This is a genomic window from Chryseobacterium ginsenosidimutans (assembly GCF_024807225.1).
In the GTDB taxonomy this organism is placed as follows: Bacteria; Bacteroidota; Bacteroidia; order Flavobacteriales; family Weeksellaceae; genus Chryseobacterium; species Chryseobacterium ginsenosidimutans.
The window spans coordinates 2,704,783-2,725,375 of the sequence record NZ_JANUCO010000001.1 but is presented as its reverse complement, the minus strand read 5'-3'; the positions used below and the strand labels follow the sequence as shown (position 1 = coordinate 2,725,375).

At 34.6% G+C, this 20,593-nt stretch carries 23 protein-coding genes and 1 pseudogene; 5 read left to right on the top strand and 19 right to left on the bottom strand.

Annotated features, from left to right (window positions below):
- Positions 1 to 258: 258 nt before the first annotated feature.
- A pseudogene (locus J3D55_RS12800) lies at positions 259 to 1,057 on the bottom strand (SDR family oxidoreductase).
- Between the two features lie 153 nt (positions 1,058 to 1,210).
- Here J3D55_RS12800 and J3D55_RS12795 point away from each other — a divergent pair.
- A complete protein-coding gene (locus J3D55_RS12795; RefSeq protein WP_259131632.1) occupies positions 1,211 to 1,609 on the top strand; it encodes a VOC family protein in 399 nt (132 codons plus the stop codon).
- 89 nt (positions 1,610 to 1,698) lie between these two features.
- On the opposite strand, the gene J3D55_RS12790 is transcribed toward J3D55_RS12795, so the two are convergent.
- Positions 1,699 to 2,616, bottom strand: a complete 918-nt coding sequence (locus J3D55_RS12790; protein ID WP_259131630.1) for a ClpXP adapter SpxH family protein — start codon at positions 2,614 to 2,616, stop codon at positions 1,699 to 1,701.
- Between the two features lie 254 nt (positions 2,617 to 2,870).
- Here J3D55_RS12790 and J3D55_RS12785 point away from each other — a divergent pair, with 254 nt between their 5' ends.
- Positions 2,871 to 3,230: a winged helix-turn-helix transcriptional regulator gene (locus tag J3D55_RS12785; protein WP_259131627.1), complete on the top strand. Its 360-nt coding sequence runs from the start codon at positions 2,871 to 2,873 to the stop codon at positions 3,228 to 3,230.
- A 219-nt stretch (positions 3,231 to 3,449) separates the two neighbouring features.
- Here the strand turns inward: J3D55_RS12785 and J3D55_RS12780 are convergent, their stop codons facing one another.
- From J3D55_RS12780 to J3D55_RS12765, 4 genes are all read right to left on the bottom strand, one after another.
- Positions 3,450 to 3,950: an endonuclease V gene (locus tag J3D55_RS12780; RefSeq protein WP_259131624.1), complete on the bottom strand. Its 501-nt coding sequence runs from the start codon at positions 3,948 to 3,950 to the stop codon at positions 3,450 to 3,452.
- 17 nt (positions 3,951 to 3,967) lie between these two features.
- Complete coding sequence (locus J3D55_RS12775; RefSeq protein ID WP_259131622.1) at positions 3,968 to 4,336, bottom strand: VOC family protein; 369 nt, start codon at positions 4,334 to 4,336, stop codon at positions 3,968 to 3,970.
- A 33-nt stretch (positions 4,337 to 4,369) separates the two neighbouring features.
- Positions 4,370 to 4,777, bottom strand: coding sequence for a GNAT family N-acetyltransferase (locus J3D55_RS12770; protein ID WP_259131620.1), 408 nt, complete (start codon positions 4,775 to 4,777; stop codon positions 4,370 to 4,372).
- Positions 4,778 to 4,866: 89 nt separating this feature from the next.
- Entirely contained in the window at positions 4,867 to 5,910 is a 1,044-nt protein-coding gene (locus tag J3D55_RS12765) for a M28 family metallopeptidase (protein WP_259131619.1), read from the bottom strand.
- 88 nt (positions 5,911 to 5,998) lie between these two features.
- On the opposite strand from J3D55_RS12765, the gene J3D55_RS12760 reads away from it, so the two are divergent.
- Positions 5,999 to 7,138 (top strand): aminotransferase class I/II-fold pyridoxal phosphate-dependent enzyme, encoded by a 1,140-nt coding sequence (locus tag J3D55_RS12760; protein WP_259131618.1) that lies wholly within the window; start codon positions 5,999 to 6,001, stop codon positions 7,136 to 7,138.
- Positions 7,139 to 7,293: 155 nt separating this feature from the next.
- On the opposite strand, the gene J3D55_RS12755 is transcribed toward J3D55_RS12760, so the two are convergent.
- From J3D55_RS12755 to pdhA, 11 genes are all read right to left on the bottom strand, one after another.
- Positions 7,294 to 7,770 (bottom strand): OmpA family protein, encoded by a 477-nt coding sequence (locus J3D55_RS12755; protein ID WP_259131617.1) that lies wholly within the window; start codon positions 7,768 to 7,770, stop codon positions 7,294 to 7,296.
- A 28-nt stretch (positions 7,771 to 7,798) separates the two neighbouring features.
- Positions 7,799 to 10,021, bottom strand: coding sequence for a sodium-translocating pyrophosphatase (locus J3D55_RS12750; RefSeq protein ID WP_259131616.1), 2,223 nt, complete (start codon positions 10,019 to 10,021; stop codon positions 7,799 to 7,801).
- A gap of 679 nt (positions 10,022 to 10,700) precedes the next feature.
- Positions 10,701 to 11,312: an inorganic pyrophosphatase gene (locus J3D55_RS12745; protein WP_259131615.1), complete on the bottom strand. Its 612-nt coding sequence runs from the start codon at positions 11,310 to 11,312 to the stop codon at positions 10,701 to 10,703.
- 23 nt (positions 11,313 to 11,335) lie between these two features.
- The gene (locus tag J3D55_RS12740; protein WP_259131613.1) at positions 11,336 to 11,848 is read right to left on the bottom strand and encodes a DUF7935 family protein; all 513 of its coding nucleotides are present in this window, start codon (positions 11,846 to 11,848) and stop codon (positions 11,336 to 11,338) included.
- 109 nt (positions 11,849 to 11,957) lie between these two features.
- Positions 11,958 to 12,803 (bottom strand): hypothetical protein, encoded by an 846-nt coding sequence (locus tag J3D55_RS12735; protein WP_259131611.1) that lies wholly within the window; start codon positions 12,801 to 12,803, stop codon positions 11,958 to 11,960.
- Entirely contained in the window at positions 12,800 to 13,477 is a 678-nt protein-coding gene (radC, locus tag J3D55_RS12730) for a RadC family protein (RefSeq protein WP_259131610.1), read from the bottom strand. The genes J3D55_RS12735 and radC overlap by 4 nt, the downstream gene beginning before the upstream one ends.
- 38 nt (positions 13,478 to 13,515) lie before the next feature.
- Entirely contained in the window at positions 13,516 to 13,803 is a 288-nt protein-coding gene (locus tag J3D55_RS12725; RefSeq protein ID WP_259131609.1) for a murein L,D-transpeptidase catalytic domain-containing protein, read from the bottom strand.
- Positions 13,763 to 14,098: a murein L,D-transpeptidase catalytic domain-containing protein gene (locus tag J3D55_RS12720; RefSeq protein WP_259131607.1), complete on the bottom strand. Its 336-nt coding sequence runs from the start codon at positions 14,096 to 14,098 to the stop codon at positions 13,763 to 13,765. The genes J3D55_RS12725 and J3D55_RS12720 overlap by 41 nt, the downstream gene beginning before the upstream one ends.
- An 11-nt stretch (positions 14,099 to 14,109) precedes the next feature.
- Positions 14,110 to 14,778: an ABC transporter ATP-binding protein gene (locus J3D55_RS12715; protein WP_259131606.1), complete on the bottom strand. Its 669-nt coding sequence runs from the start codon at positions 14,776 to 14,778 to the stop codon at positions 14,110 to 14,112.
- Between the two features lie 418 nt (positions 14,779 to 15,196).
- The gene (locus J3D55_RS12710; protein WP_259131605.1) at positions 15,197 to 16,804 is read right to left on the bottom strand and encodes a dihydrolipoyl dehydrogenase family protein; all 1,608 of its coding nucleotides are present in this window, start codon (positions 16,802 to 16,804) and stop codon (positions 15,197 to 15,199) included.
- 93 nt (positions 16,805 to 16,897) lie between these two features.
- A complete protein-coding gene (pdhA, locus tag J3D55_RS12705; protein ID WP_259131604.1) occupies positions 16,898 to 17,899 on the bottom strand; it encodes a pyruvate dehydrogenase (acetyl-transferring) E1 component subunit alpha in 1,002 nt (333 codons plus the stop codon).
- 127 nt (positions 17,900 to 18,026) lie between these two features.
- Here pdhA and J3D55_RS12700 point away from each other — a divergent pair, with 127 nt between their 5' ends.
- Together J3D55_RS12700 and J3D55_RS12695 are read left to right on the top strand one after the other, a co-directional pair.
- Positions 18,027 to 18,629, top strand: a complete 603-nt coding sequence (locus J3D55_RS12700) for a phosphatase PAP2 family protein (RefSeq protein ID WP_259131603.1) — start codon at positions 18,027 to 18,029, stop codon at positions 18,627 to 18,629.
- Positions 18,630 to 18,638: 9 nt separating this feature from the next.
- The gene (locus J3D55_RS12695) at positions 18,639 to 19,121 is read left to right on the top strand and encodes a BlaI/MecI/CopY family transcriptional regulator (RefSeq protein ID WP_259131602.1); all 483 of its coding nucleotides are present in this window, start codon (positions 18,639 to 18,641) and stop codon (positions 19,119 to 19,121) included.
- A 51-nt stretch (positions 19,122 to 19,172) separates the two neighbouring features.
- On the opposite strand, the gene J3D55_RS12690 is transcribed toward J3D55_RS12695, so the two are convergent.
- Together J3D55_RS12690 and rbp are read right to left on the bottom strand one after the other, a co-directional pair.
- Positions 19,173 to 19,919: a hypothetical protein gene (locus tag J3D55_RS12690; protein ID WP_259131600.1), complete on the bottom strand. Its 747-nt coding sequence runs from the start codon at positions 19,917 to 19,919 to the stop codon at positions 19,173 to 19,175.
- Between the two features lie 140 nt (positions 19,920 to 20,059).
- Entirely contained in the window at positions 20,060 to 20,482 is a 423-nt protein-coding gene (gene rbp / locus J3D55_RS12685) for an RNA-binding regulator (protein WP_259131599.1), read from the bottom strand.
- Between the last annotated feature and the right edge of the window lie 111 nt (positions 20,483 to 20,593).

The following is a 20,593-nucleotide window of genomic DNA, read 5'->3' as shown; positions in this document are numbered from 1 at the left end:
TAGGGTAATCGTGTTTGAGTGTGTAAAATAATTAGAAATTTAAAAATAATTGATTATCCCTTTTGATGCCTAAATTAATTTAAGCGCAAAGTTCGCAAATATTTTTTGACAACTAACCGCTTTTAAGTTATACAAAGGCGTTCTATTTAAAAAAGATCACAAAGTATTTCTTTACTTACCTATTTTTAGGTGGAAAAACGGATATTCAAAAAAACTCTAAAATTCACATACACTCAAACTCTAAAACCCAAATTAAGTTTAAATAAATTGTTTACCAAGTTGCTCTCTGAATGCTTCAACACCCATTTCCAGCCGTTGTGCATACAAAGCTTTCGCATCTTCACCGGCAACATATCTCAATTGTTTTTTACCATCGGTTGCAGCTTCATAAACCACATCTGCAATCAGTTTCCGGTGCAGAAGCGTGTTCCAGCATACTTTCTGTATTAGAAAACATGGTATTCACCAAATCTGCATATTCCGGTTGATTTCCTGTGTCTAATGAACGGCTGATAAAATCGGTCTTGATTCCGCCCGGAGAAACCGTTTTAATATCAATTCCCAATGCATTTAATTCAAAAGCTAAACTTTCGCTCCATCCTTCCAAAGCCCATTTCGTAGCATGATAAATTGAACTGATCGGGAAAGTTAATAATCCACCGATTGAAGTCGTAGAAATGAACATTCCCTGTTTTTTTTCTCTGAAATAAGGAATAAAAGCCTGTGTTACACGAATAACTCCTAATAAATTGGTGGTAATTTGTTTCACGATCTGATCGTCCGTTAAAGATTCCAAAGGACCGATCAATCCGTATCCTGCATTGTTGAAAACCAAATCGATATCACTGATTTCCAATGCTTTTTTCGTCGTCGATTTAATTTGTTCTAAATTTGTAACATCTAATGGAAGCACGGTAACGTTTTCCAATTGAGTAAGTTCTGTTTCGGCTTCAGGATTTCTCATCGTTGCGATAACGTTCCATCCTTTGCTTTGAAATAATTTTGCGGTTGCTTTTCCTAGTCCAGTTGAAGCACCTGTGATGAAAATTGTTTTCATTTTTTTACTTGTTTAATTTTTACAGGACAAAGTTGCGGATTCGTGAAAAGGATAAAGTTGCCAAAACGGGTAAAGATGTAGCCAAAATGAAAATGGTCTGAAAATTTCATTCAAATTAATATATCATTATCATTACAAATAAAATATAAGCATATGAAAACAAAGCAGATATGGGCGAATCTCGCAGTAGCAGATATCGAACGCACCACAAAATTCTACACAGAATTAGGTTTTACATCCAACAATTCTATGAATTCTGATGAACTGACAAGCTTTTCTTTTGGGCAAAATAATTTTATCATTAATTTTTTTCTGAAAGATGTTTTTCAGAAGAATACTAAAGTTGAAATATCAGATTTAAAGGATGGAAACGAAATTATCTTCAGTCTTTCCACAGAAACTAAGGAAGAAGTTGACGAATGGACTGAAATTATTAAGAAAGCAGGAGGAAAAATTTTCGCTGAACCTTATGAAATTGGCAAAGGATATACTTTTGTTTTTTCTGATCCGGATGATCACAAATTCAATGTATTGTATTGGCCGGGAATGTGATTTTAACAATTTTAAATGTACTTCAATAAAAAACCGAAGATTCAATGAATCTCCGGTAAAAAATTTGCTAAATATTAATGTGAAATTAATTAAGATTTTAACGTCCAGATGGAACCGTTTTTTGTGGTGAATTTTTCAAGACTTCCTTTAGAAGAAAGCTCGTTTAATAACTGTTCGCTTTCTTTTCTCGGAGTTCCCGATAATTCTGAGAATTCTTTTGCTGTAAGAGAATTATACTTTGCAAAAAGATTTTCCCAATTTTTAGAATATTCAGATTTCTTTGTGTCCGAATTTACTTTTAAAATAGCTGTTTCGTAGAATGCATAAGGCTTTGAACCATACACCATTTCTTTACTTCCGTTACCGTTTGTAAAAAACATGGTAGGAAAACCACGAACACCCATTTCTTTAGCTAATTTCAGATCTTCTTCGAAAAGTTCTTTTCCTTTTCCTTCGAAATCTGTTTTCAGTTTGTCTGTATCAAGACCTACTTTTTTAGCCGCTACAGCCATATTTTCCCATTTCGCGATATTCTTTTTCTTTAAAAATACCATTTCACGAAGCTCTCTCATGAATTCAATTGCTTTCTTTTTATCCTGCATTTGTGCAGCTTTAAAGGCAATTGAAGGCGGATAAGAAGAGTCCAGAGGATCTTGCAACCAAACATCTCCGTCGATTGGCATATCATAATAAACACTTACTTCGTCCCAATGATGTGCAACGTCAGAAGGCTTGCTGATACCGCCGCTGTTGTAGCTCCAGTTCGGAAGAAGGCCTCCCATTCTGTATTCTATATCTACGCTGTTTCCGTATTCTAATTTAAGTTTTCTCAACTGAGGCTCGATTCCCCAGCAAGAAGAGCAGATAGGATCTGTAAAATAAATAACTTTTACAGGTTTTTCATTAACTTTTACATTGATGTCCCCGATCTCGATTTTATCTCCGGGAACTTCGCAAATTCCTGTAGCAGGATCACACAATAGTGGGTTTGTTGCTTTGTTTTCCATTTTTTTACTTTTATCACTTTTTCCTTACTGCAACTTCCTAAAGTTGCAGTAAGGAAAAAGAATGTTAGTATTTTGTAGTTTATCATTTTTGTGATGATAAGGATTTATGATGTTTGATTTGATGTTGAATACAAAACTAATATTTAATCATCAGACTTCGGTAATGAATTTCCTTTTGGAAACCAGTTTCCTTGATGAAACTACCTAACTATTTTTTATTAAATTTACAGAATCATATAAAACGGATCTGGATTATGAAGAAAAAAGCGAATTTGAATACAACAGTAATCTGCAAAAACAGAATGAATGCCATTAAAGATGCCATGGAAATCTTATCCGGGAAATGGAAGTTTCATATTTTAGGAACATTAATGCAGGGAGAAAAAATGCGTTTCATGGATTTGCTGCGCGAAATTGACGGAATTGCCGCCAAAATGCTTTCAAAAGAGCTCCAGGACATGGAAATCAACCATCTCATTAATCGTACTGTATTGAATACCAAACCCGTAACTGTAGAATATGAAGTCACCGAATACGGCAGAACCATACAGCCCATCATCGACGAAATCGCCAAATGGGGCATAGAATACAGAAAATCTCTTTATGAGAAGTAGAATAAATAAAAACCGACAATATGACTTTGCCGGTTAGAAAAAAACAAAAATTGATATGGATATGATTAGATATGTGTTTCTCTTTAACTCTGTAATTCGATTTTTTTGTTACTACAAATCTATCTTTATTTAGAATTAATAAATATAATATTCTAATGACATTTATCACTTTTTGAATATTTTGTTAATTTTCAATTAATTCGGTTAATTAATTCAGAACTAGACTCTTGTCAATTGATCCAGCTTTTTTAAAAGTGCAGGAATCCTGAAATCACCGTGCATCTGCTCTATTTTCGGTTTGATTTCGTCTACGTCAACTCCTTTTGCGGTTACAAATAATGGCGTTTTACTTTCTCCGCGATAGATTTCTCTTCTTTGAAAATCAGGAGCGTTGAAACCGTTTTTTGCAACTCCGATCACTGGAAATTTCCCTTCTAAAACTTCATAAAGATAGCCTCCCAAACCAATTTTACAGTCGTTATCCAACGTAACGTATCCATCAACAATGATGATATCGCCTTGTTTAAGGGTAATTTTATTTAATAAACTTACAATACAGGGCAATTCTCTTTTATAGAAAACTCCACTTTCATAGTCGGAAGCAATGGGTATTTTTTCACTGAAAATTTCGGTTTCTACTTCAGAAATCCAGTCTTCAAAAGCGATACAGATTGTATTCGCGTAATCATCAAAATAATACGTATCAAAAGCGTAAATCATTAAATTTTATTGTCAATTTATTTATTAAAAAACTCTCCAAAATGCCATAAAATCCCGGAAGGATCGTGTACAAAACATTCTTTTCCCCACTCCATTGTTCTGATCGGCGTTACTCTTACATTTTCATATTTTTCAGTAAGATGCAAACTTAAAAGCTCTTCCCAGAAATCTTCAACATTCTCAACCTCAATGAAAAGCATTGTATTTTCAATCCAGTCTTTTACATACGCGTCCTGTAGATAAAATCCGATTTCATTCCATTTAAACAACGATAGTTTCGGCTCTAAAATTATTTCTTCAAAACCAAGATCTTTATAAAAATTGCTGCTGATTTCAAAATTTTCAGAACCAACAAACGGACGGATAGATTTAATTTTCTGTTTCATAACTGCTTATTTTTCCAATCATTATAAGTCATTTCAAATTTTATTTCCCCTCTTCCATGCGTTCCGATTTCTTTCCAGCCAGATTTTCTGTAAAAGTTTTCGGCTCTTGTATTGGGTGAAGTTTCCGAGCCAGACATTTTCTTGAGTTTGATCGAAATACCAATTCAACATGATGTCGTGAAGTTTTCTTCCAATACCTTGCTTTTCAAAATCGGGATGTAAAAATAATGCCCAAATATTATTTTCCTTTAAATCTACAATAGAAAAGCCAACAATCTGGTTATCAATCTCACAAACCCAACCTTTTCCTCTTTGAAATAGAAACTCTTCACAATCTTTATCCGTTACCAAATTGGGATTCGACAACATATTTTCTTTAACAGAATTTCTTACAATCTGTATTTCTGGAATATCTTTTAACTGAGCTTCACGAATAATCATTACTTCAATTAATATTTTAATTAAAAACCTATAAGATTCTGTCTCTTATAGGTTTAATATATTTTATTTCAACAATTTTAAGATAGAAATTATTTTCTATCAACTACGATTCTTTCCGTTCTGTTTGCCAATTCCCAAGCGGTTGTAAAAACAAGCTGTGCTCTTTTTGCCAATAAGTTGTAATCTATTTTTTCTACATCATCCGTTGGCTTGTGATAATCTTCGTGAATTCCATCGAAGAAAAAAGCAACCGGAATATCATGTTTCGCAAAATTATAATGATCCGATCTGTAATACAATCTCTCGGTATCACTAGGATCATCGTATTTATAATTCAATTCTAAATTGTTCGTTCTTTTATTTGCCGCTTCATTGATGATTTTCAATTGAGAGCTTAACATCTCAGAACCAATCACATAAACATATTGTTTTCCTCTGTTTTCAGGGTCATCGCGACCGATCATATCAATATTTAAATCAACAACGGTATTTGCCAATGGAAAAACAGGATTTTCCGTATAATATTCAGAACCAAATAATCCGTGTTCTTCGCCCGTTACGTGAAGGAATAAGATAGATCTTTTCGGACCTTTTCCAGCTTTTTTTGCACTTTGGAAAGCTTTTGCAATCTCCATTACGGCAACAGTTCCGCTTCCATCGTCATCTGCTCCGTTGTACACAACACCGTTTTGTGTTCCGACGTGATCATAATGTCCGGAAATTACCACAATTTCTTCAGGCTTCTCAGAACCTTCAATAAAAGCAAGAATATTTTCGGAATCAGGAAGATTTCCACCGCCTCTTTTCTTCATAAAATCTGCCGGAACTTTCTGATAATAAGAACCTAAAGCTTTCGGAAAAGAAATTCCAAGATTTTTATAATAATCAACCATGTATACTCCAGCTTTTTTCTGTCCCGGACTTCCTGTATCTCTACCTCCCATTTCGTCAGAAGCGATAACGTATAAGTTTTTCTTTAAGTCGTCTGCGCTAATTTCCTTATACGCAGATAGAAACGCTTTATCTCCTTTTACATTTGGCGAAGTTTGAGATGCCGCTTCAGTAGGCTTTTTTGCTGTTCCACAACTTACCAATACAGCGATTGAAAATAGTGGAATGAATAGTTTTTTCATTATAAAATAATTTGCTTAAAAATAATAAAAATTATTTAATCTGTAACGAATGTCTAATTTTCTTATATTTGATATAAACGCAAAATATATGCAAAAAGTTTACGGATTTACTCATTATTCATTTTTTACGGAAATGTCGGAGCTTGCTTTGAGACATCATAGTTTTGATCTTTCTTTAGGATTGGCTGATTTTGATATTGATGAACGTTTAAAAGAGTTTCTGAAAGAATCCGTCGATCATAATACTCATAATTATGAACCACTTGCCGGAAATCCCGCTTTGATAGAAAGTGTTATCCGTTTTAATCTAAAGAGAAAAAACAGTATTTTTTTACAGGAAAATCAGGTTACTATTACGCCTTGTGCAACTTTCACTTTATATACGGCTCTTAAAACTATTCTGAATCAAGGAGATGAAGTTATTATTATTCAGCCTTCTTATTATACTTATGCTCCTTCGATTGTTTTAAATAACGGCATTCCTGTCTATTATGATCTTGATAATGATTTTAATATAAACTGGGGAAAACTGCAAAATTGCATTTCAGAAAAAACAAAAGCCATTATTGTAAACTCTCCACAAAACCCTACCGGAAAAATCTGGTCTCAAAATGATTGGAATCAATTATATGAATTAATAAAAGATCAGGAAATTTATCTGATTTCTGAAGAAATTTACGACACGTATTGTTACGACGGAATCGAACACTACAGTTCATTTCTCCATCCCGAATTAAAGAAAAGGACATTCTGTATTTTTTCTTTTGGTAAAATGTTTCATTCCACCGGCTGGAAAGTGAGTTATTTATTAGCTGCAGAAGACTTAACTGCTAAATTCCGATGTCATCAGCAATATATTTCTTACAGTGCGAATGCTCCCTGTCAATATGCGATTGCAAAATATCTTGAAATATTTGATCCCTCGAAAAATCAAATTTTAATGCAGAAAAAACGGGATATTTTTAATGAATTAATTCAGGAAACGCCTTTAATTGTGGAACAAATAGCTGAAGGTGCTGTTTTTCAAATTGCTAATTTCAGACATATTTCCAAAACAATGACGGATGTAGAATTTTCAAAATGGTTGACAGTTGAGAAAAAAGTGGCTTGTCTTCCGCTGTCTGCTTTTTATAATTCGAGGGAAAATTCGGATTATGTGCGTTTTAGCTTTGCTAAAAAAGATGATTTGATTATTGATGCTTTGGAGCATTTAAGAAAGAATCTTTAATGAAATGAAAAAATTTCTGCTGATTTTTTCCCCATGGATTTCACTGATTTTCACAGATGTTTGGGTTCTATTTTTTTAATATTTATGATTGTTCTATTTAATCTAAATAAAAAAGCACCGCGTTTTGCAGTGCTTTATTTATTTTTTATTGAATTTTAAAGAGCCAAAACTCTTACATCAATTCTTCTGTTTTTTGCTTTACATTCGTCGGTATCATTCGCTTCACAAACAGGATGCTGAGATCCGTAACCTTCCGCTTCTACCCGATCTCCTGCAACTCCTAATTCTAATAATTTAAGTTTTGCAGTCTGAGCTCTTAAGCTGGAAAGCTTCTGATTACTTTCTTCATTTCCGGTATTATCTGTGTAACCTCCCAATTTTATTTTAAGACTAGGATAAGCATTTAAAATTTCAACTAAATTTAATAACTGAACATCAGAGCTGGCTTTCAAATCACTTGATCCGGTTTCAAAATACAGATTTTCAATCGTATACCAATTGTTTGGATCTAAAACTTTCTGATCTTTATTTTTAACCAAATTATACAGTTGATACAATTGACTTTCTTCCCCGATTGAGATCTTTTTTCCACCTTCCAATTCAATTTCCTGAATATTTCCGGTTTCATACACAAAATCTCCGTTTTCGTTTAAATGACCTTTAATTTCTCCCGGAAACTAAAACCTGTGCAGCAGTTCCTGAAGTCATATGAGTTCCCGTAATTCCCATTAACGCTTCAATTTTAGCCTTTCTATTGGCTTCAATTTTATCTTTATGTAAAACTGCCAAAGTCGGAGCGATAACCAATGAAACAATCGACATTAATTTAATCAAAATATTCATCGATGGTCCGGAAGTATCTTTGAAAGGATCTCCTACCGTATCTCCTGTCACAGACGCTTTATGAGGTTCTGAGCCTTTATAATAAGTCTGTCCGTTGATATCAACTCCTTTTTCAAAAGATTTTTTAGCATTATCCCAAGCTCCACCTGCGTTATTCTGGAACATTCCCATTAAAACTCCGCAAACTGTTGCTCCGGCTAAGAATCCACCCAACACTTCTGGTCCGAAAATAAAACCAATTAATAAAGGGGAAATAATGGCAATTGCTCCCGGAAGCATCATTTTTTTAATCGAAGCGTCTGTGGAAATAGCCACACACTTTTCGTATTCAGGTTCTGCTTTTCCTTCCAAAATCCCCGGAATTTCACGAAATTGTCTTCTCACTTCTTCCACCATTGCCATTGCAGCCTGTCCAACCGCAGTGATTGCCAGTGAAGAAAAGATAAACGGAATCATTCCGCCGACAAATAATCCTGCCAAAACATCGGCTCGGTAAATATCAATTCCATCGATTCCTGCAATTCCTACGAATGCGGCAAATAAAGCTAAAGCTGTTAAGGCTGCAGAAGCAATTGCAAAGCCTTTTCCTGTCGCAGCGGTAGTATTTCCTACAGCATCTAAAATATCTGTTTTTTCACGTACTTCTTTTGGCAATTCGCTCATTTCAGCAATTCCTCCGGCGTTGTCTGCAATGGGTCCGAAAGCGTCAATTGCCAATTGCATGGCTGTTGTAGCCATCATTCCGGCTGCTGCGATGGCAACTCCGTACAATCCGGCGCACAAGTATGAACCGTAAATTCCACCTGCTAAAACGATGATTGGTAATAAAGTAGACTCCATACCAACGGCAAGTCCGCCAATGATATTGGTTGCATGACCTGTTGAAGACTGCCTTACAATACTTTTCACGGGTCTTTTGCCCATTGCGGTGTAGTATTCTGTAATGATACTCATTAAAGTTCCTACGACAAGCCCGACCATAATTGCCCCGAAAACACCCATTTTAGTGAATTCATGACCTCTTAAAACCATTTTATCCGGCAAGATATAAGTCACCAAAAAATATGAAGCTATAGCGGTGATAACGATACTTCCCCAGTTTCCAAGGTTCAAAGCATTCTGAACGCTTGAAGTAGAAGAATCTTCGTTATCATTAATTCTAACAAATAAAGTTCCTATCATGGAGAAAATAATTCCTGTTCCGGCAATTAACATCGGTAAAAGAATCGGTGCAAAACCACCGAAAGAATCGACAGAAACCGTTTCTCTTCCTAAAACCATCGTCGCCAAAACCGTAGCTACATAAGAACCAAATAAATCGGCTCCCATTCCTGCAACGTCACCCACATTATCACCTACGTTATCGGCAATTGTAGCGGGATTTCTAGGATCATCTTCCGGAATTCCCGCTTCTACTTTCCCCACTAAATCGGCTCCAACGTCTGCTGCTTTTGTGTAAATACCACCACCTACTCTCGCAAATAATGCAATAGATTCTGCTCCTAATGAAAATCCTGTAAGAATTTCAATGGTTCTTTCCATTTCATGGGAATCAACGGTTGAATGAGGGGCGAAAATCTGTTTTAAAATCAAAAATAACGCTCCCAATCCTAAAACCGCTAATCCTGCAACACCCATTCCCATTACAGATCCTCCTGCAAATGAAACTTTTAAAGCTTTTGAAAGGGATGTTCTTGCAGCTTCTGCCGTTCTTACGTTAGCTTTTGTGGCGATCTTCATTCCGATAAAGCCGGCCAATGCAGAAAATACAGCTCCAAAAACAAAAGCAATTCCGATGCTCCAATGCGAATTGGCACTGGTAGTTCCCATAACGGCTAATAAAATGGCTACAATAACTACGAAATAGGTCAAAACTTTGTACTCAGCTTTTAGAAAAGCCATTGCACCGTCAGCGATGTGACCGCTGATAATTTTCATTTTTTCATTTCCGGCATTTTGCTTATTTACCCAATTACTTTGGAAAAAAGTGTAAATTAAAGCAATGACACCAAAAAATGGTACTAACACAAATAGATCCATAGTTTAATATTTTTTTGGTAATAGAAAATTAAATATAATAAATAATTCTCATGAATTTGTTTAAAAATATTATAACTATTTAAAAATTAGGAGTTAAACGGTTAACCTATTAAAGATACTTTGTTTACCGTTTTTTGATGATCTTTGATTTTTTTTCCCACAGATTTCACGGATTTTCACAGATGATTGTGGTATTTGTGAGTAGGAACTTATGATGTTTTTAAGTTGCAGAAAATAATTAGTGATCTAAGAAAAACTTTCAGCGCTTGAAATAGTGAGAGAGTTGATTGTATGTTGAAAGATGCAGCCTGACTTGAGTGGAGCACATTTTGTAGTTTTTGGAAAGGGAAAAGCATTGGGAAAACTGCAAAATTGCGGGAACGGAAGGCGGAAATAGCTGCCCAAATTATTAATTTTTTTGAAGTACTGAATTTATAATCTAAATTTTCTTAATTCAAATAAACGGAATTTATCTTTATTTAAACATTCAGAATTTAAGAATCTGACTATTTCTAAGAATTGAGAAATCAATAAATCGATTTTGTTTAAGTTTTAAGTATCAATCTTAACTTCTTAATGTTGGAAAATGTAAACAGACTCTTAATGATCTAAATTTTAATCAATAAAAAAGGATAAACGAAAACTCATTTATCCTTAAATATCATTAAATCAGAGAATATTATCCTCCAAATTTGTTTGAATAATCTTCCTGAGATGCTTTGATTACTTTTTTGGCATGTTCAGCACCGTAAACCTCTTGGATTCTGCATTTTGCAGGCTCATCCGGTAAGTTTTTGTATGTCAGGAAATAGTGCATTAATCGTTTCACTTCAGCTTCAGGCAATTCTGCGATATCTCTGAAATGTCCGAAAGCGTGATCACCGATCATTACGGCAACGATTTTGTCATCTGCTTCACCTCCGTCGATCATTTTGAAACCTCCGATTGGAATAGCCTCCATAAATAACCCACCTCCGTGAATATTGTGAGAGCTCAAAACACAGATATCCAATGGATCGTGATCTCCCGTTGTAACGTCTGTAGCGCCTCTTTCAACCGCTAATTTCATTACTTCATTGTCACAATATGTTCTTGGAACGAATCCGTATAATGCAGGAATAATATTTGAAAATTTCTGAGGTCTGTCTACCTTTAAATATCCTGTTTCTTTATCTACTTCATATTTAATAGTATCCGAAGGAACGATCTCCACGAAAACGTTTACAACATTTGGCGCATCTTCTCCCGCAGAAACCCCATGCCATGGATGTGCTTTAAAATTTGGAATCATTATTTAAATTTTTTATTTTTTAGTTAAGCTATTATTAAAATTTCTCTTCTTAAATCTTCAATGGTCTTCGAAATATAATCGTCATCTTCCATATAATTCATGATGAAAATGGTCTTAAACTCCTCAAGAGTTGCATTGCCATTGATTCCTTCATATGTTTTGTGAAGCGTTCCGATGATCGCATTCTTTGATTCAACAATATTCTTCCAAGAATTTTTTGTGATATAAAGCTGTTGCGAAGAATTGTAATCAAACTCTTCATTGATCGACTTTTCTGTAAGAAAAATAAATTCATGAGCGGCAAGATCTTTATCAAACCTCTGAATCAGATTTGAAGGCTTCATTCTTTCCATAAAAAGCGTCATTCTTTCATAAGACTGCGTCTTATTCTCGGAATTCGACTTCATGGAAAGCAGCTTGATTTCCTGCTCTTTAAGTTTAATGTAAGTAAATACAAATTGTCTAAGCAAAACCAAGAAAGGTATCGCGATGATTAATGCAAAAGCATAAGGTAAATATCCTGAAAAACTTGTCATAATTTGAGGTAGCAAAATTACTGATAATTTCTGAATTTATCGTTGAAAAACACAGGATTGTACAACTTCCGGATGTATTTATGGTTTTTAGGAAAGTTTCTTTAAAATTTTACTTTCGATATAGCCGTATTCCTGAAGTTTCTCCCCCGAAACTTTTGAAGAAAACTTCAATTCCTCGGATGTTGCTTCCCATAAAATTGAATGTCTTTTCGTGAATATAATGATTCAGAATTTTATCTATTAAAAAAGAAGGTCCGTTTTCGCTTTTATAATTTTCATCATTGATTAATCCTAATAAAGAAAGTTGATCTTTCTCTGAAATCAAAACAGCTATATTGATTAATTTTTCATCTAAATAAGCCGCGCAAAGCTTCAGAGAATCATTTTCAGAAAGGAAGTTTAAATATTTTTTGAATTTATCAACATCCGTTTGTTTTGTAAGACCTTTAAAATTATTTTCTATAAAAGAAATATGTTCAGAATTAGCTTCAATTTCTTTGTAAATAAGATGTTGTGCACATTTTGTAGTCGATTTTCGTCCTTTGAAATATTTTTTTCTATGCAAAATCACATAATCTGAAAGAGGAATGACGTAGTTTTTTTTCTTCTCAAGATCTTCAGAAAATGAGTTGTCTTTATTAAAAGTATATAAAAAGATTTTATAATTTTTACGCAGATATTTTAAAAACCGATCATTGATTTCAACATTATCTTTATCTGAAAAAACACCCAATTGCTGACAAAAAAGGGGCATGATGACAAAGTTAATTCCCAGTTTCTTTTTTAACGGAACAGGTAAAATTGCTTCATAATCTCCAGAAACCAAAAGTTCCCAATTTCCAGACAGTTCATCTAAAACTTCTTTTTTTGCGTACCAGTTTCTCTGTTCAGAATTTTCCAGACACTGTGTATATTTTTCGAAATCAATTTCGTGATATTTCAATGTTCTAATCATAATAATCCTTCGTCTGAGAAACTAAAATATGAATTCTGCGTGATAATTAAATGATCTAAAAGCTGTATGCTTAAAGTATTTCCGGCTTCTTTTATTTTTTGTGTAATGTCGATATCTTCCCTACTCGGTTTCAAATTTCCCGACGGATGATTGTGTGCAATGATAACTCCCGTAGAAAAATGGTCTAAAGCAGTTTTAAACAAAACTCTTACATCAACGATAGATTGGTTGATCCCGCCTTGTGTTAATTGTGCTATATGAATAACTTTATTGCTTTGGTTTAGGAAAAGCGCCCAAAATTCTTCTGTTCGTAGATCTGAAAGATGATTTTTTAAAATTAAATAGGCATCATTACTTTTAGAAATTGTCGGTTTCTCCGGAACTTCCTGGCTCGCTCTTCTTCTTCCGATTTCCAAGGCTGTGGTGATCGAAATTGCTTTTACCTCACCAATTCCTTTGAATTTCATCAAATCCTTAACTGAAAGTAAGCTTAATTGATTCCAGTTATTATCCACAGAAGCTAGAATTTTTCTTGCCAATTCTACTGCCGTTTCGTCTCTGTTTCCGCTTCCCATAATGATTGCCAACAATTCGGAATCAGAAAGTGAGTTTTTACCTTTTGATAAAAACTTTTCTCTGGGTCTGTCGTCTTCGGCAAGAAATTTAATGGACATTTTGGGAAATTATGAGTTATGAATGATGAATTATAAACTTAATAAAAAGCATATAAAATAATAGGTTGTTTAGAGTGATCTATAAATTTTGCAGTTTCAATAAATGCGTTTTTTGAAAGCATCGGACAACCAAAACTCAAACACGCCGGATTTGTCGATTCATTATCTTCAATGCAATAATAGGAATGTAGAACGATTGCCCTTGCTCTTGCATTGCTATTGGTTTCATCCAAACCATCCAATCGATAGGCTTTCCCAAATTTTCCGTTATAGCTTTCGCGAATTTCATATTTCCCTAAAGATGACTGATGAGAAACCGTCGACATTGCTGAACTGTAAAGCCTGTGAATTTTTAACAACAGAACCTTCACCATGCGCAACAACGGCTTTTTGTACTATTTTATCGTTTTTCAAATCGTAAACGAAATATCTGTACTTTCCGGAATTTATTTTAAAGTTGATAAAAACAGCCAAATTCTGATTGTAATTTTTTCCTTTAATATAATTCTTTATCTCCAAAATTTTTGATTTCGGTAAATAATCAATAGCATTTGTAGCCTGAGATTCAATTTTTGAACAGGAAATAAAAAAAAGAAATAAAAAAATAAGATGTTTCATCATTTGTCGGAATTTTATTCGATAATCATTCCGTCTTTCATGACTAATTTTCGGTCGGTAATTTCAGCAAGATTCGGATTGTGGGTTACAATGACAAAGGTTTGGTCGTATTTATCCCTTAAATCGAAGAATAACCTGTGTAGATCATCCGCATTTTTAGAATCCAGATTTCCTGTCGGTTCGTCTGCAAAAATAATTTTCGGAGAATTGATTAAAGCTCTCGCAACCGCTACTCTCTGCGCTTCACCTCCTGATAATTGATTCGGTTTATGATGCAATCTTGGTTCGATCTTTAGATCTTCAAATAAAGCATACGCCTTTTCTAACGCTTCTTTTTCGTTCGCTCCTGCAATTTTTGTAGGCAATAAAACATTTTCCAAAGCAGTAAATTCAGGAAGCAACTGATGAAACTGAAATACAAAACCGATATTCTGGTTTCTGAATTTAGAAAGCTGTTTATCATTCATATTGATGAAAGATTCTCCGGCAATAGAAATTTCGGTACCGAATTTATTCGATGTACTTGGCTGATCCAAAGTTCCTAAAATCTGTAAAAGCGTAGATTTTCCAGCTCCCGATTCTCCGACAATAGAGACAACTTCGCCTACTTTTATATGAATATCAACCCCTTTTAATACTTCTAAATTCCCATAAAATTTATGGATATTTTTTGCTTTAATCATGATTCAAAAATAGTAAATTGATTTGAAATATGAGATAATTTTAAGGTGAATTATAAATGGTGGATTTTTCATTATTGACAACGTTAAAAAAATATTCTCAAATTCTTCTTTCTGAAGCTATTTCCAGCTCTCCACTATTACTCCTCGCTCCAAAGCTCTTTCCTGCGCTTGCTGTGGGGTAGCCGTTTCTATCTGGGCTAGGACAGCAGTCGGTCATTTCAAATTTCAAAAAATAATCATAAAGTTTGTCATCTCGTAGAGATCTAGGCATAGTATTAGAAAATAGAATGGAAAGATTCGTGCTTAGATCCCTATGGGAAGACAAACTGCGTGGGATGTCTTACATTTAAATAATTTAAAACAAAAAACGCTTCTCAAAATCGAGAAGCGTTTTTCAATATTTTAAAACGTTAGAAAATTACACTAATAAACTTAGAGGACTTTCTAAATATGTTTTTAAAGTTTGTAAGAACTGAGCACCTGTAGCACCGTCTACCACTCTGTGATCACAAGCTAATGAAAGCTTCATGATGTTTCCAACCACGATTTGTCCGTTTTTCACAATCGGTTTCTCGATAATTGCTCCTACTGAAAGGATGGCAGAATTGGGTTGATTGATGATACTTGTGAAAGTTTCAATTCCGAACATTCCTAAGTTTGAGATCGAGAAAGTAGAACCTTCCATTTCGTTTGCTTTAAGACCTTTAGATTTTGCTCTTCCAGCCATATCTTTAACACCAGCAGAAATTTGAGTATAACTCATCTGATCTGTGTTCTTAAGAACCGGAACTACCAATCCGTCAGGAATCGCAACCGCAACCCCAATATTAATATTTCCTCTGTGAATGATCTTATCACCCGCCCAACTTGAATTAACCTGAGGGTGTTTTCTTAAAGCAATTGCAGTCGCTTTAATAATCATATCGTTGAAAGAAATTTTTGTATCAGGTAAAGAATTGATCTCTTTTCTAGCATCAATGGCTTTATCCATATTGATTTCTACCATTAAATAGTAGTGTGGAGCAGAGAATTTACTTTCAGCAAGACGTTTCGCAATGATATTTCTTACCTGAGAGTTTGGAGTCTCTGTATCTTCTCCCTGTACAAAGCTTAAAGCAACTTGAGCAGCAGGACTTGCAGTCGGCGCAGAAGCAGCAGGTTTTGCAGATGGCTGATAATTTTCAATGTCTTTCTTAACGATTCTTCCGTTTTCACCAGAACCTTGAACACTGTGAATATCAACACCCTTTTCCTGAGCGATTTTCTTCGCCAACGGAGAAATTGCCACTCTGTCTGAAGATGAAGAACTTACCGTTTGTGCAACCGATTTCTCTTCTGCTTTAGACTCAGTTTTTTGTTCTGTAGGTTTTTCTGAAGATTGAGCCGCAGGTTCTGCAGCACCAACTCCGGAAACATCTGTTCCTGCAGGTCCTATAATTGCCAATACTGTATCAACAGGAGAAGCACCACCTTCTTCAACACCTTGCTTCAATAATACTCCGTTGAATTCAGATTCGAAATCCTGAACCGCTTTATCTGTTTCGATCTCAGCAAGAAGATCTCCTTCTTTTACTGTATCTCCTACGTTTTTGTGCCATTTCGCCACTTTACCTTCCGTCATTGTATCAGAAAGTCTTGGCATTGTAATCACTTCTACTCCAGCAGGAACTTCCGCAGAAGCTTGCTCCGGAGCAGCAGTTGTTTCAGCTTTAGGCTCTTCTTTTTTCTCTTCAGAAGCATTTGCAGCGGGAGCAGCAGCTCCACCCGTTAATCCTGAAATATCTTCTCCTTCATTACCGATAATTGCCAAAACAGAGTCTACAGCAGCTGCGTTACCTTCTTCTACACCGATGTATAAAAGGGTACCATCAATTTCAGATTCGAAATCCTGAACAGCTTTATCAGTTTCAATTTCAGCTAAAATATCTCCTTCTTTTACTTTATCTCCTACTTTTTTATGCCATTTTGCCACCTTACCTTCCGTCATAGTATCGGAAAGACGCGGCATTGTAATAACTTCTGCCATAATTTAATTTTTAATTTGTTAATGTGATGAAGTGATGATAAGAAAAGTGAAAGTTAAAATAACACACCATATCATCCTATCAGCAAATTATTATTAGTTTTCTAATTTATCTAAGAATGGGTAGTTTTCCTGAGAATATACATATTCATACACTTTTTCTACATCCGGATACGGAGAGTTTTCCATGAACTCGATACATTCTTCAACGAAATCTCTTGATTTGTTATCTGTAGCTTCCAATTCTGCTTCAGTCGCCCAATTGTTATCCAAAATTCTTTGTTTAATCAATTCAATTGGATCGTCATTTTTGTGGATAGCCACTTCTTCCTTAGATCTGTAAGGTTCTGCATCAGACATAGAGTGTCCTCTGAAACGATACGTTCTAGCCTCGATGAAAGTTGGTCCGTCTCCTCTTCTAGCTCTTTCGATCGCTTCGTAAGCAGCTTCAGCTACTTTCTCAGGATCCATTGCATCTACAGCAAGACAAGGCATTTCGTACCCTAAACCTAATTTGTAGATATCTTCGTGGTTCGCTGTTCTTTTAACAGAAGTTCCCATTGCATACTGATTGTTTTCAACAACGAAAATCACCGGTAATTTCCAGTTCATCGCCATGTTAAACGTTTCATGTAATGAACCCTGTCTAGCCGCTCCATCTCCGAAAAAGCAGATATTTACCGCTTTTCTGTCAAAAAACTTATCCGCGAAAGCAATACCTGCTCCCAAAGGAATCTGACCTCCAACGATACCGTGACCTCCATAAAATCTATGTTCTTTGCTGAAAATGTGCATAGATCCACCCATACCTCCGGAAGTACCTGTAGCCTTGCCACAAAGTTCTGCCATGATTCTTTTAGGATCTACCCCCATCGCCATCGGATGGATGTGACATCTGTAAGCAGTGATCATACTATCTTTGGTTAAATCCATTGCATGCGTGAAACCAGCAGGAATAGCCTCCTGACCGTTATACAAATGTAAAAAACCTCTGATTTTTTGTTTTAGATAAAGAGAACGGCATTTGTCTTCAAACCTTCTCCACATTGTCATATCTTCATACCACTTCAGGTATACCTCTTTAGAAAATTCTTTCATGTGTTGAGCTCTTGCTTATTTATTATGAAATAGTTGAGCAAAATTATAAAAAAAACTTCGTTTTTATTGTATACATACCAATTGTTTTTTTGGTTATAGTATTATATTTACATTATCAAACTTAAATATGGAAGAAAAACAGCCTTCAGCTCTTCATAAAATTTCAAAAATCATCTCAGATTTCTTTAATCCTTTGGTTTCTTTGTTCATATTTTTCGTATATATGAGTGTTAGAAATTATAGCTTGCATGATTCAGTTGTCTATTTTCTTCCGATATTATTAATGGTTATTATTCCGGTGGTTATTTGGCTCGTGTGGAATGTAAAAACAGGAAGATACACCAATATGGATGTGTCGAATCGTATTCAGAGAAAGACGTTGTACGTTTTTATCGCTGTTTGTGTCATTGCTTATATTGCCTATAATTATTTCAAAAACGGATATATTGATTTTATCATGCTATTTGTTTTGATTTTGCTTTTCGCCATGCAAATCAGTAATTTTTTCATTAAAAGTTCGATGCATACTTCCTTCAATATATTTGTGGCTGCTTTATTTTTTGCTTTAAATCCGATGATGGGATTAATTTGGTTAGGCATTGCAAGTTTGGTAGGAATTACCCGTGTCATTTTAAAAAGACATACCGTAAAAGAGGTATTGATGGGCGCCGGAATTGCTTTTATGGTATCTTTTCTTTACCTTTATTGCAATATACAATTTCAACATTAAGAATTTAATATGAAAATAAATCATCTCACCTCTGCCGAAGAAAACTTAATGAAACTATTCTGGAAAATGGATTCCTTTTATTTAAAAGACGTTATGGAGCAGCATCCTGAGCCAAAACCACATCAGAATACTGTTTCCACTTATTTAAAAATATTGGTAGAAAAAGGATATTTATCTACTGTAAAAGAAGGAAGGATTTTCAAATACAATGTATTGGTTCCTTTTGAAGAGTATAAAAAATTCTTATTAAAAGAACTTTCACTTAATTTTTTCAATAATTCAGGGAAAGAAATCTTAGGATTTTTAATTAATGAAAATCTGATCTCACAGAAGGATTTAAAAGACTTTAACATTAATATTGAAGCCAACCCAACAATCACAAAAGAACCGGAATTTGAATACGCCAATGAGGTTCTAAATCCGAAGAAAGATAAAAAGAAAATTAAGGAAAAAGACAAGAAAAAAAAGAAGAAGAAAGATCAGGAAAAATAAAAGCATTACCTTTTCGTAATGCTCTCTATATATATTTGATTCACTGAAATATTATCGTTGAGTTTCGGAACTCCAAACCGGAGACGAACTTCCATAGATTACTAAATTGCCATCATTTTGTATTGTTAATTTAGTTACCCCTTTGTTAGCTGTATTCGAACTCCAAACCGACCTGTTATAAGAATCATAAACTACTAAATTACCATCGTTTTGAAATTCAGCTTTACTTCCTTTATTATCCGTTCCTGAACTCCAGATTGGATCTCCATTATTAGCCGATAAAACCAAGTTTCCATCATTTTGAAAAATTAAATAATAATTACGATCTGAAGAAAAAACTTTTGTACCTCGATAAAATTTGTATCCCAAATTCACATATCCTCCGCGAAATCCATATCCATTATCGTTATTACTACTGCTGTTTTTTGAAGCCCATAAAGGATTTGTTCTATTATAAATAACAAGATTACCATCATCCTGTATTGTTAATTTATCAGCACGTCTTCCGTTTGTATTAGAACTAAAGGCAACACCATTTCCTGAAGTATATACTACAAGATTACCATCATCTTGAAAAGTAGCTCTTGTTCCTCTTCCTGTAGTCTTAGAATCCCAAATAGAATTTCCTCTTCTATTATACAGAACCAAATTGCCATCATTCTGAAATAATAAATAATATTGATTATTACCCGACCAGTACTTTTTGTTCTGATCGATATTTTGACCGTTGTAGATATTCTGTGCATTAAGCAATAGTCCTGCGAACATCATTAAAAATACCAATACATGTCTTTTCATTTTAATAAGTTTTGCTTGGTTAAAAATTTCTCTAAAATTATGCCAAAAGACAATAAGTTTGCCTTTTAGAATCTAATGAAATAATCTATTCTGAATTAAGCCCATAAAAAAAAGCGGCTTATAAAAGCCGCTTATATTTTTTACCAACGTTTTCCACCGCCGTTTCCGCCACGATCTCCACCGCCGCTGTAACCTCCGCCACCGCTTCTGTTACCGCCGCCGTAGCCACCGCCACCGCCGCTTCTGTTACCTCCACCGTAGCCACCGCCACCGCTTCTGTTACCACCTCCAGTACTGTTACCGAAAGTTCTTCTTGGCTTCTCCTCTCTTGGTTTAGCTTCTGAAACGTTTAGTTCTTTTCCGTTGAATTCTTTTTGGTTAAGAGCTTCAATAGCTTGCTGTCCTTCAGCGTCCTCCATTTCGATAAAACCGAAACCTCTAGAACGACCAGTTTCTTTATCTGTAATGATTTTTACAGAAGAAACCTCTCCAAATTCTGAAAATAGATCCTGCAACTCATAATCTTTAGTTGCGTAGTTGATGTTTGAAACAAAAATGTTCATCTGAGTTAAAAATTAAAAATGTTAACAATGATTTGGTTTATAAAAGAAAAACAACATATAAGGTTGAACAAATATTGATTCCAGATATAAGACAGGTGCAAGATACGATTA